10 protein-coding genes and 2 tRNA genes are annotated in these 11,401 nt (G+C 35.5%); 10 read left to right on the forward strand and 2 right to left on the reverse strand.

The features are described 5' to 3' along the window. Positions 1–100 precede the first annotated feature (100 nt). From dnaA to TEGAF0_RS00030, 6 genes are all read left to right on the forward strand, one after another. Positions 101–1,531: a chromosomal replication initiator protein DnaA gene (gene dnaA, locus TEGAF0_RS00005; protein ID WP_026763968.1), complete on the forward strand. Its 1,431-nt coding sequence runs from the start codon at positions 101–103 to the stop codon at positions 1,529–1,531. 161 nt (positions 1,532–1,692) lie between these two features. After that, a tRNA-Ser gene (locus TEGAF0_RS00010) sits at positions 1,693–1,781 on the forward strand. 72 nt (positions 1,782–1,853) lie between these two features. Further along, positions 1,854–1,927 (forward strand) — tRNA-Pro (locus TEGAF0_RS00015). Between the two features lie 845 nt (positions 1,928–2,772). Beyond that, positions 2,773–3,267 (forward strand): hypothetical protein, encoded by a 495-nt coding sequence (locus tag TEGAF0_RS00020; protein WP_264899044.1) that lies wholly within the window; start codon positions 2,773–2,775, stop codon positions 3,265–3,267. 125 nt (positions 3,268–3,392) lie between these two features. Then, the gene (locus tag TEGAF0_RS00025; protein ID WP_264899045.1) at positions 3,393–3,623 is read left to right on the forward strand and encodes a helix-turn-helix transcriptional regulator; all 231 of its coding nucleotides are present in this window, start codon (positions 3,393–3,395) and stop codon (positions 3,621–3,623) included. A gap of 201 nt (positions 3,624–3,824) precedes the next feature. Continuing rightward, positions 3,825–5,228 (forward strand): phytochrome family protein, encoded by a 1,404-nt coding sequence (locus tag TEGAF0_RS00030; protein ID WP_264899046.1) that lies wholly within the window; start codon positions 3,825–3,827, stop codon positions 5,226–5,228. A 51-nt stretch (positions 5,229–5,279) separates the two neighbouring features. Here the strand turns inward: TEGAF0_RS00030 and TEGAF0_RS00035 are convergent, their stop codons facing one another. Beyond that, a complete protein-coding gene (locus tag TEGAF0_RS00035; protein ID WP_264899047.1) occupies positions 5,280–5,648 on the reverse strand; it encodes a hypothetical protein in 369 nt (122 codons plus the stop codon). Positions 5,649–5,794: 146 nt separating this feature from the next. Here TEGAF0_RS00035 and TEGAF0_RS00040 point away from each other — a divergent pair, with 146 nt between their 5' ends. Next, the gene (locus tag TEGAF0_RS00040; protein ID WP_264899048.1) at positions 5,795–6,562 is read left to right on the forward strand and encodes an alpha/beta fold hydrolase; all 768 of its coding nucleotides are present in this window, start codon (positions 5,795–5,797) and stop codon (positions 6,560–6,562) included. Continuing rightward, on the forward strand, positions 6,499–8,121 hold the full coding sequence (locus TEGAF0_RS00045; protein WP_264899049.1) for a M1 family metallopeptidase: 1,623 nt from the start codon (positions 6,499–6,501) through the stop codon (positions 8,119–8,121). The genes TEGAF0_RS00040 and TEGAF0_RS00045 overlap by 64 nt, the downstream gene beginning before the upstream one ends. Before the next feature lie 15 nt (positions 8,122–8,136). On the opposite strand, the gene TEGAF0_RS00050 is transcribed toward TEGAF0_RS00045, so the two are convergent. Beyond that, a complete protein-coding gene (locus TEGAF0_RS00050) occupies positions 8,137–9,402 on the reverse strand; it encodes an acetyl-CoA hydrolase/transferase family protein (RefSeq protein WP_264899050.1) in 1,266 nt (421 codons plus the stop codon). A 150-nt stretch (positions 9,403–9,552) separates the two neighbouring features. Between TEGAF0_RS00050 and TEGAF0_RS00055 the strand changes: the two genes are divergently transcribed. Then, positions 9,553–10,143 (forward strand): RNA polymerase sigma-70 factor, encoded by a 591-nt coding sequence (locus tag TEGAF0_RS00055; RefSeq protein ID WP_264899053.1) that lies wholly within the window; start codon positions 9,553–9,555, stop codon positions 10,141–10,143. A gap of 64 nt (positions 10,144–10,207) precedes the next feature. Next, complete coding sequence (locus TEGAF0_RS00060; RefSeq protein WP_264899054.1) at positions 10,208–11,353, forward strand: FecR family protein; 1,146 nt, start codon at positions 10,208–10,210, stop codon at positions 11,351–11,353. Positions 11,354–11,401: the final 48 nt, after the last annotated feature.

The raw sequence follows: 11,401 nt of genomic DNA on the forward strand, positions 1-11,401 counted from the left end.
GGTTTTTATTTTCGAAACATATCCACATATGGGGAAAATAAGATAACTTGTAAGCAAAGACAAAACTTAACTGATTATATAAAATTGTTCACTTAATTGTATGGCTAAGAACGCTGAAAATGTTTGGATCAATTGTTTAAAAATTATCAAAGACATTGTTGAATGGCAACATTACAAAACATGGTTTGAGCCAATTACTCCGGTAGAGTTGAAAGGAAATGTATTATTGATTCAGGTTCCTTCTCAATTCTTCTATGAATACCTGGAAGAGCATTATGTTACGTTGCTTGCTAAAACGCTGAAACGCGAATTAGGAAAAGATGCCAGATTAGAATATCGTATCATGGTGGATAGCGGAAATACCAATAGTCGTGGTTCCGTTGATTTGCCTGCTAGAGGTCCAAAGTCAATTAATAACAATGAAATGAACTTTCCTCTGGTAATTGACAATCCGGTTAAGAATCCATTTGTGATTCCAGGATTGAAAAAAATGCAAATTGATCCGCAGCTGAACCAGGGATACATTTTTGATTCTTTTATTGAAGGGGATTGTAACCGCGTAGCACGCAGAGCCGGTAAAACGGTTGCGGAAAAGCCAGGTGCTAACTCTTTTAATCCATTGGTGATTTATGGAGGTGTAGGATTGGGTAAAACACACCTTGCTCAGGCCATTGGAAATGAAGTGAAAAGATTGCATCCATCTAAAGTGGTTTTGTATGTAAGCAGTGAAAAATTTATCAATCAGTTTGTTGATCATAGCCGCAACAATGCCATCAACGATTTTATACATTTCTATCAATTGATTGATGTGTTGATTATTGATGATGTTCAGTTCTTCAGCCGTGCAGAAAAAAGCCAGGATGCATTTTTTGCCATCTTTAACCATTTGCACCAGAGCGGTAAGCAGTTGGTATTAACTTCTGATAAAGCACCCAAAGACCTGGATGGTATGCAGGAGCGTTTGCTCAGTCGTTTCAGATGGGGATTGAGTGCCGACTTGCAAGTGCCAGACTACGAAACTCGTATTGAGATTCTTGAGAAGAAAATGAAGAATGATGGTTTGGATATGCCGAAGGAAGTAATTAAATACGTGGCGTATAATATCAATACCAATGTTCGTGAACTGGAAGGTGCTTTGATTTCTTTGTTGGCACAGTCTTCTTTGAATAAAAAGGAAATTGATGTGGAACTGGCCAAGAAAGTACTGCGCAATTTTGTTAAGACCAGCAGCAAGGAAATTACTATTGATGCTATCCAGAAAATGGTTTGTGAATATTTTGATGTTCCATATGACCGTCTGTTACACAAGACGCGTAAACGCGAAATTGTGCAGGCACGTCAGATTACTATGTACCTGGCCAAGGCTTTCACCAAAAACTCTTTGAAAACCATTGGGGAGCATTTTGGAGGAAGAGACCATACCACCGTAATCCATTCTTGTCAGACCGTGAAAGATCTAATGGACACCGACTCTATATTCAGAGAAAATGTGATGGAACTGACACAGAAGGTTCAATTAGCAGCTATGTAGTTCTCTTCCAGTTGAGAAATACTCCGATAAAACTTAGTTTTCGTATTTAACATCCCGTCTATAGCAGATGGGATGTTTTATTTTAGGATTTTTTCTCTCAATTTTTGGCAGTTAACCTCAGGAAACTTACTTTTGCATCCCTCTCCGAAAGGAGTAAGGACGGTGAGGTGGATGAGTGGCTGAAATCAGTAGTTTGCTAAACTGCCGTACGGGTTAAACTGTACCGCGGGTTCGAATCCCGCCCTCACCGCAGATTATCTCACCATAATCTGCGAGCAAACTAAAAGATTGATTTCCTCCGGCGGAAATCATGACAAATTCTCGGGAAGTAGCGCAGGCCGGTAGCGCACCTGGTTTGGGACCAGGGGGTCGCAGGTTCGAATCCTGTCTTCCCGACGAAACAAAAAAACCCTTCGACGAAGTCGAGGGGTTTTTTGTTTTGAGCCCGTCGCGAACTTGTTCGCGTAAGGGTGAGAAATAAAAAACCCAAGCGCGCAGCGCTGAAGGGTTTTTTTGTTTTAGCCCCCCCCAATGGATCACGGAGCGTAGCGACGTGAATCCTTTGGCATCAGCGAACGCAGTGAGCTAATCCACTCTCACGGAGCGAAGCGAACTAATTCTCAGGCATGGAGTTAAAAGAAGTACATTCTGAAATCAGCGAACAGCTTAATGGAATTATCAGGGTAAAATGTATTCCATTAGCTTAGGGACATGAAATAAGACCAATTTAATGGCTTCTAAGAGGCAGGCAATGAAGAATGAATTGGATATAGCTAATGAGAATATTAATTGGTCTCTGGAGAGAAATAGAGAAAGGTGGTCAAAGTAGTAGAAGTACTCCCCAAAATGATTGTGGAACTGTTTGAAACTTGTGAAACTGATTACAAGCAACTTGATTGTGACACCTGTTTGGCAATTTTTCAGTATTGCTCAAGAGAGAATATTGTGCTAACAACCGACAGCTATAGAGACATGTATCTAAAAGATTGTTATTTCTTTGGTAAAAGAGATTTTTTATGCTGCTTTTAAATATTTATATTGCCCAATTGAATAAATATTTAATCAATTTATTAATTAGCATTTGGAGCAAAGTTATTAGTTACGATATTAGATTATAGTTTAAAGATACTTTTTAGATTATTCTCCCCAATTCCCAATTGTTATTTTGTGATAAAGGCTCATTGCTAAAGTATTAATCATGCTGTGAAATATTTAATTATTTCATTTTAACAGAAGAATTTATGATTAGCAATCCTAAATCAAAACCGCTAAAGGCATTTTTTCACAACAAGGAGTTATTCAGTGCCAAGAAAATTGACAAAGACCAAAAAATAATTAGTCGATTAGTTATAACTGATCGCTATAAAATTTTATTGCCTGACTATGGTAATATCGAAATTAATTTACCCCCACTTCATAAATCATTTTACATTTTGATGTTAAGATATCCCGAGGGTATTAGATTTAAGGAATTATCAAACTTTAGGAATGAGCTAATTGAAATTTATAAACATGTTGGAAATAGGAGCGACATTGACCAAATTAAAAAAAGCATAACTGAACTTACCGATAATCGTTCAAATTCAGTTAATGAAAAATGTTCCAGAATAAAAGCAGCTTTTTTATTGCATATGGAAGATGCTATAGCTCAGAACTATTACATATCAGGTTCAAGAAGTCAACCTAAGCGAATTAAACTTCAAAGCGATTTAATTCAATTTTATCAAAAACCCTAATTTCTGCAAGGTTGTAGAAACTTTCTATTTGATTTTGAGTTCATGAAATTTGAAATACAATGCCTCCCTAGTTATATGGCTTATTTGCTATTGTTATTAGAGGTAATGTATCACAAATTTGCCTTATGTCTTTATCCAAAGAAGAATTCTGTGCTAAGGTTGGATGCCAAGTTCGAAAACTTCGATTAGAGAAACAGCTAAGTATTGAGGAGTTGGCTTTAGATGCTGGTATGGAATACACGCAATTAAGCAGAATTGAGCTTGGCAGAATTAATACAAGTATTTATCAGATATATAAAATATCAAAAAGTTTGGACGTAACAATACCTCAAATCTTCTATGATATTCAAAAATAAAAAGGGGACTAGTATCCCTTTAAAACGGGGAAGATTATGAAATAAAAAATGTAGGTTCTTATTATTAAAATTCTATAAGAGAAAATTTGCATGAACTAATTTTTACTATCAATTATAATCCAATATTGATAATTATTGGCATCTTAATTATCGATAAAACTCATCTTTCAATCCAATTATTCTTATCCATTTATTAAATTTATGATAGAACTATCCATTTATGCAAATTACTTTGCATTTTCATTCTATTTAATCTGTTTTTTAATTGTTCTGAAAAAAAGTGATTGGAAGCTACCGATGATTCTTTTATTTGTTTCTGCTTCATTACTTTTTCTTCAAAATATTTCGTTCATTATATATAAAACGAATTACTATTTTAAAGTTCCACATTTAATTAGAGTTTCTGGACCTTTTTTATATTTAGGTGGACCAATATTATATTTATTTGTTAGGACTCTATTCTATAACGAATATAAATTTAGAAGATGGGATTTCTTACATTTCCTTCCTTTCTTAATGAATGTTATAGAACTGATGCCTTTTTATTTAAGTTCTCCTGATGTTAAAATTAAAACATTGCAAGTCATTGTTTCAGGGAAGTTAATTAATTATGATTTGTATCATGAAGGTTTATTGGGTACAATTTGGCATACTTTGCTAAGATCGATAAGTTGGTTACTTTATGCAACATTTAGTATTCTGATGTATGTTCGTTTAAGAAAACAAATCAAACCTAATTTAATAACAGATTTTGAATCTAAATTCAAGTTCACAAAGTTGTTTTTATCCTTTAAAATAATTGGATTCTTTCTAGCGCTTATAGGTGTTTTTTTTATTACTGTAGATAACTTCATTCTTTTAGTTATCATACTCAATAATTTAGTCAATTTGACTATTGTGTTATTATTATTTATCAAGTTTCCAGAATTTATTTACGGAAATTCATTTCAACAACATTCGAATATCCAGCGTGAGGGTTTAATGAATATTGCTTTGAGTCAGTCAATGTACTTGCGGCTGCTTGAGTCTAGTAAGTTTGATATAAATATACTAATTGATAATAATTTCAAAGTACAGTATTATGATAAATTTGCAGAAAAAATAATACATAATACTTTTAACAAGCGTATTGAATTTGATATTGATTTAAGAGACGTCATTGATTTAACCTTAGCTCCGTTTTTTGAATCTAATATTAGAAAAGTGTTAAATGGCAAGGAGATAGATAGTGAAGTTGTTTTAACTAAATATGATACTAAAGCAATATCAACTTTTGAGATTAACTTCAGACCTTTTTATAATGAAGTTGGTAAAATGATTGGTGTCGCAATCGGGGCAAATAATATTGATGAAAAAAAGAAAATGAATTTATTGCAAGAACAATATGTTCAAAGTTTAGATTCACTTGCTTGGAAAAGTTCTCATACTTTAAGAGCTCCTGTGGCAAATATGAAAGGCATAATTGAAGTATTACAAAGTAATTACATTGACAAGTCCCCTGAAGAATCCAATAAACTAGTTGGATATTTAGTTTCTGAACTAAATCGTTTAGATCATGTAATTATTGACATGGTTGCTAAAGCCCGTGAGGAATTGGTTAACTAAATTGTTTTGTTGCTTCTGATTTTTTTAATCCAATTTACAGATCGCAGTGAGCTAATCCAATATTGCTGGTATTTCAAATCTTGTCCATTTTGATTTTTCTATATCTGTACCAACTGTAAACGGGAAATAGGAGGGATTAATAATTTGATTCTGATCATTTAATTCCTGAACCATGACTTCACATAGTAAGTCATTCGCCTTTTTTTGATTGTTTACATATATCTCAATGAATAATTTTTTCCTTTTTACTATGTGAATGGTTTCAGTCCAGTGTCCTGATAAACATTCTCCAATTTTTGGAGTATGATCTTTTTGCGGATATCTGATTAAAAAGTGAGCCTTGGTAGTAACAGTAACTATAAACCGATTGAATTCAGTAGTCTCCGTATTTTTTTTGAACCATTTTAGTAGTGGTTTCATAACAAAGCATTTACTGAATCTAATTAAATCGTTATAAGATTTTGATGAATCGCAATTAATTGAAATCAAATGCCGATTTATTATAATAAATCAAGAATTGTACATTGTTGGCTTCATTTTTTTATCTTTAGCGAAGCATGAATTTTATGAAAAAGATCCTTTTAGTAATTCTACTTAATTTCTCAGCTTTTTGTTTACATACTTGCTATGCACAATCATCCTCCAGCCCTACTTATGTTATAGTTCATGGCGCATGGGGTGGGAGCTGGGCTTTCAAAAAAGTAGATTCTTTGCTTACTGCACAAGGTGCAACTGTATACAGACCTTCATTAACTGGTCAAGGTGAGCGGGTTCACCTGGCAAATCCTGAAGTGGGCTTATACACTCATATAAAGGATGTAGTTAACATGATTCTTTTTGAAGACCTCAAGAATATAATACTGGTAGGCCATAGTTATGGTGGTATGGTGATAACAGGTGTGGCCGATAGCATACCTGATAGAATTGCCCAAATGATTTATCTGGATGCATTTGTTCCGGAAGATGGAGAGAGTGTATTTGCACAGGGTAAAACGCCTGAAGCAATGAGACCCCTAATTGAAAATGGGTTCCTGGTTCCGAGATGGGTAAAACCCGATCAGGCTCCTCCAAAAGATGTTCCACATGCAGTTAAAACATTCACCGACAAAATTAGCCTGAAGAATCCTAAACGACTAACAATCCCTACCCATTATATTCTCACTGTAGACAAGGGGAAGGATCCAACCAAAGATGATTTTTCTTCTCAAGCAGACAAGGCAAGAAAATACAAGTGGCCGGTTTCTATTTTAGAAGCCGATCATAATCCCCAATGGTCTGCGCCTATGCCTTTTTCAGAAATGCTACAGAATATTGTAAAAAAAAAGACTCCTTAGTAGGCTCCATCACAGCGGAAAGGGCTTGGTGGAATATTCTTCACTACAACTTAACTGTTGAGCCAGATTGGGTGCATAAAAAATTAAAGGGCATTCAGACCATTACCTATGAGGTTCTACAAAATAGACCCATAAAGGAAATGCAGATAGATCTTGTTGCACCATTAGCGATTGATAGTGTGATACAAGATGGTAAATCCGTTGCATTTAGACAAGTAGGGGACATCTGGTATTTACAATTGAATAAGCAACGTCAATCATCAAAAAAACAAGTCACCATTTATTACGCTGGTAAACCCATTGAGTCCTTACATGCCCCTTGGGATGGCGGAATGGTGTGGTCTAAAGATTCATTGGGTCGGCCCTGGATTTCAGTTGCCTGTCAATACAAAGGGGCAAGTCTTTGGTTCCCCTGTAAGAATCATTTATCTGATGAGCCAGAAAATGGAGCAACCATTTCTGTGATTGTTCCGGATAGTTTAATAGCAGTCAGTAATGGAAGATTGATACATCAGCAACAACTTGCTGCAGATAAAACCTTATTTCGTTGGCAGGTAAAAAGTCCGATCAATCACTATGGCATTTCTTTTTATATTGGTAAGTATGTTCATTTATCTGGAAAGCATAATGGTAAAAATGGTCTGTTGAGTACCGATTTTTGGGTGCTGGATTACAATCGCCAAAAAGCAATTGAACATTTGATGCCCCAGATCGATAGTACGCTTGTTGCTCTAGAAAATTGCTTTGGTCCATATCCTTTTTATAATGATGGATTTAAAATGGTAGATGCACCTTATATAGGTATGGAGCATCAAAGTGCAATTGCCTATGGAAGCTCTTACCGAAAGGGTACGAATGTAAAAGGGGGGGATATTTCAAATACCGGTTGGGGTAAAAAGACAGACCGTATCCTTGTTCATGAAACTGCTCATGAATGGTTTGGGAATAGCATTACTGCCAGTGATATTGCCGATAGATGGATACAAGAAGGTTTTGTTGGACTTGCAGAAGAATTAGTGATTGCACACTATTGGGGAGAAGATGCAGGTAATGCTTTCATGCAAGGTAGATTCAGAACCATTGAGAATGATAAACCTGTAATTGGTAAATATGGAATAAATGAAGACGGTAGTCAGGATAATTATGTAAAAGGGTGGGCGGTGATGCATATGATCAAAACTATGCTGTCCAATAACAATCGTTTTATTCAACTATTGCGAAAATTGAATAGAGAGTTTTTTCATCATGTGGTTACTTCCAGGGAGGTGGAAGCTTTTTTTATTCGGGAAACTAAACTGCAGCTAAAGCCTTTTTTTGACCAATACCTTAGATCAGCGCAGGTACCTATTCTTCAATATGTAATTAAAGACAATCAAATAAAATACAGATTTGTGAACTGCAATAGTGGGTTTACTATGCCCCTTAAAACCAATATAACTGGAAAGGAATGGATTTATCCAACTGCTTCATGGAAAACAGTTCCAATAAAAGGACTAATCCAAGGAAATTCATTTCAAGTAGACACTAATTTTTATATACAAACCGAACAGACCAATTAAAATTTACTAGTTATACTAATATTTAAATCTTTCGGCAGTTGTTCTTTCAAGTTCTTCTCTGTGGTCAGGGTGTGCAATGCTGATTAATGCTTTAGCTCTTTGTGCCATGTTCATCCCGAATAAGTTTACAGCACCGTATTCTGTTACAACCCAGTGAATATGACCTCTTGTAGTTACCACACCTGCGCCTTGCTTTAAATAAGGAACGATTCTGGAAATTCCTTTATTGGTAACGGATGGTAAAGCGATGATTGGCTTTCCACCCTCCGATAAAGCGGCTCCTCTAATAAAGTCCATCTGCCCCCCAATGCCTGAATACTGATACATGCCAATTGAATCGGAACATACTTGTCCTGTTAAGTCTACTTCAATAGCACTGTTGATAGCAGTTACTTTTTTGTTAAGGCTTAAAACCCTTGGGTCATTTACATAATCAATGTCTAGTGCCTTGATGATTGGATTGTCGTCTGCAAAATCATATAATGCCTTGGTGCCTAGTAAAAAGGAGGTAACACAATATCCTTTTACTATTTTTTTTCTGCTATTGTTAATGGTTCCATTTTGTATTAGCGGAATTGCTCCGTCAGAGAACATTTCTGTATGCAGACCAAGGTTTTTGTGATTGGTTAAATTTTTTAACACTGCATCGGGTATACTGCCAATACCCAATTGTAAAGTAGCTTCGTCTTCTACTAATTCAGCCACAATCTTCCCGATTTTCTCATGTACTTCTGTTAAACCTTTTGCATAGCTAACTTCGGGTAGCGGATCATCTGCCCATATAGCAAAATCAATTTTTGAAAAGGCGATAAACCCATCTCCATGCACCCTGGGCATATTGGGATTTACTTGTGCAATGATCTTTTTAGCTGAACGTAAGGCAGATTTTACAATATCCACCGAAGTTCCTAAAGAACAATAACCGTGTTTATCTGGTGGTGATACCGTTACAATGGCCACATCCACTTCTAATATGTTCCTGTTAAATAGCAAGGGTATTTCGCTTAGAAATACGGGCGTATAATCACCCATCCCCATGTTAATGGCTTTGCGATTGCTTTCGGACACAAACAGCGAATTCATGAAAAAATGTCCCTTCAAAGAAGGCTCATTCAGGTCTACACCTTGTTGTGTTATACTGATTAATTCTACTTCTGAGAGCCGGTCTTTCTGTGCAATCAACTCATTGATTAACCTGATTGGGGTTGCTGCGCTTCCATGTAAAAAAACTTTTTGATGGGATTGGATTTTCTGGATAGCTTCTGAAGCAGAAATATACATATGGCTGTTTTGTGATTTGATTGCGATTGACAAAATTAATTAATTCCTCTAGGCTCAATTACCACGAAAACATGATAAAACTCTTATTTTGATTTTATATTATTGACAATTTTATTTATTAATTTGTAGTTTCATTATTCAATTGCTTGTGTGCTGTCAAATGTAGAAATTAATAATTTACTTGAAGCTATCTCTACCAGAGATTGTGAAAAGTCTTACAAGGCGCTATTCGTTTCACTACACGAAAGCCTTTACAGCTTTGCTTTTACATTTCTTAAATCATCTGAAGATTCGGAAGAAGTGGTTTCTGATCTTTTTATTAATTTATGGATGAAAAGGAAGAATTTAAAGCGTTTGGATAACCCCAAGCTTTATCTGCTAATTGGAACAAAAAACTTTGCTTTAAACCGTTTAAAACTCAATAAGCGTAAAGCATCACTTCAGTTAGATGATTTTTCGATGCACCTTGAGAGCGTCTTTTTTAATCCAGAGGAATTGGCCATCTCTGCTGAACTGACCCAAAAAATAATGGACGCAGTGAATGCCTTACCTCCCAAATGCAAAATCATCTTTAAGTTGATTAAAGAAGAAAGTTTGAAATACCATGAAGTTTCCGAACTCCTGGATCTGTCTGTTAAAACAGTGGAGTCGCAAATGGCGATTGCTCTTAGAAGAATTCGTCAATGTTTAGAGTTTAAACATGAATTCCCTGAAATCCATTCTATTTTAGCCAAAAAATAATTTTTTATCCCTTTTAGGGGTATTTCTGCTTTTGGCTTGTCCTTATCCTGACCATTTACTTGCCATGAAAGAAGAACGATTTTGGATTCTGCTTACGAAAAAAATTTTCGGCGAAGCTTCTGAGGAGGAATTGAAGCAATTGCAGGCTTATATAAGTTCAAATCAGGATTTTCTGGCTTCTCATGACAGATTAAGCGATTTTTTTGCATCTAATACACCTAAAACTTCTAGCTCCAATAAGCAAAATCAGGAAGACCATTACCTCAATCATGTGAACAGACTTAAAGCACAGGTTCAGGATTTTGATATGGTAGATGATGAGATTGCCAACGATTTTATTCATATTGATACTAAGCAACCCAAAATTGCCAGGTGGATCAAGGTAGCCTTTTCAATTGCTGCAGTAGGTATTGGTGCATTCTTTCTTTTCAATACTCTTTTCAGCAAATCAGAGCTTCCTACCCTTGCTAAAAGCAAGCCTCAGAATGAAGTGATTGTTAGTAAGGGGTCTAAATCAAAAATTGTATTACCTGATGGAACGCAGGTTTGGATTAATTCAGGAAGCAAGTTAACTTATGACGAAAATTTAAACGGGAAATACAGAGAGGTCATGCTGGATGGTGAGGCTTACTTTGACGTAGTTCATAATCCCTCAAGACCCTTTATTGTACATACTTCAGATATTGATATTCATGTATTGGGAACTGTATTTAATGTCAAAGCTTATTCAGTGGATGAAACCATTGAAGCCACGCTGATTCAGGGCTCCATTGAAGTGGTCAACAGAAATCAAAAAGATGCACCTAAGTTAATGTTGAAGCCTCATGAAAAAATTATTTTCAATAAGGAGAGCACTGTTAATGCGAAGAAAGAGGTGATAGCGGGAGCAGAAATAAAAGAAATTCGGGAAGCTTCTTTTAATGTGCAGGTAGTTCCTATCTCTAAAGCTTTAGCTGATTCCAGTATACACGAAACATCATGGGTGTATAACAAAATACTTTTTGAGGAAGAAAAGGTAAAAGACATTGTAAAAAAACTTGAACGTTGGTATAATGTTCAAATTAATCTCGCCAACGAAGACATTGAAAATATTCGACTAAGCGGGTCATTTGTAGATGAAACAATTGATGAGGCTTTACGTGACCTTCAATTATTAATCCCTTTTAATTATGAAATCAAGAACAATATAATTACAATCACCAAAAAATAATAAAAACGGGAAATGTTGCAGCATTTCCCGCTAAAAGCACAGCAATCT

It is taken from the genome of Sediminibacterium sp. TEGAF015, from assembly GCF_025997995.1.
Classification (GTDB): domain Bacteria; phylum Bacteroidota; class Bacteroidia; order Chitinophagales; family Chitinophagaceae; genus Sediminibacterium.

Excerpts from the sequence above, each read along its gene's own strand:
- dnaA (WP_026763968.1), top strand. The coding sequence starts at position 101 with ATGGCTAAGAACGCTGAAAATGTTTGGATCAATTGTTTAAAAATTATC.
- TEGAF0_RS00020 (WP_264899044.1), top strand. The coding sequence starts at position 2,773 with ATGATTAGCAATCCTAAATCAAAACCGCTAAAGGCATTTTTTCACAAC.
- TEGAF0_RS00025 (WP_264899045.1), top strand. The coding sequence starts at position 3,393 with ATGTCTTTATCCAAAGAAGAATTCTGTGCTAAGGTTGGATGCCAAGTT.
- TEGAF0_RS00030 (WP_264899046.1), top strand. The coding sequence starts at position 3,825 with ATGATAGAACTATCCATTTATGCAAATTACTTTGCATTTTCATTCTAT.
- TEGAF0_RS00035 (WP_264899047.1), bottom strand. The coding sequence starts at position 5,648 with ATGAAACCACTACTAAAATGGTTCAAAAAAAATACGGAGACTACTGAA.
- TEGAF0_RS00040 (WP_264899048.1), top strand. The coding sequence starts at position 5,795 with ATGAAAAAGATCCTTTTAGTAATTCTACTTAATTTCTCAGCTTTTTGT.
- TEGAF0_RS00045 (WP_264899049.1), top strand. The coding sequence starts at position 6,499 with ATGGTCTGCGCCTATGCCTTTTTCAGAAATGCTACAGAATATTGTAAA.
- TEGAF0_RS00050 (WP_264899050.1), bottom strand. The coding sequence starts at position 9,402 with ATGTATATTTCTGCTTCAGAAGCTATCCAGAAAATCCAATCCCATCAA.
- TEGAF0_RS00060 (WP_264899054.1), top strand. The coding sequence starts at position 10,208 with ATGAAAGAAGAACGATTTTGGATTCTGCTTACGAAAAAAATTTTCGGC.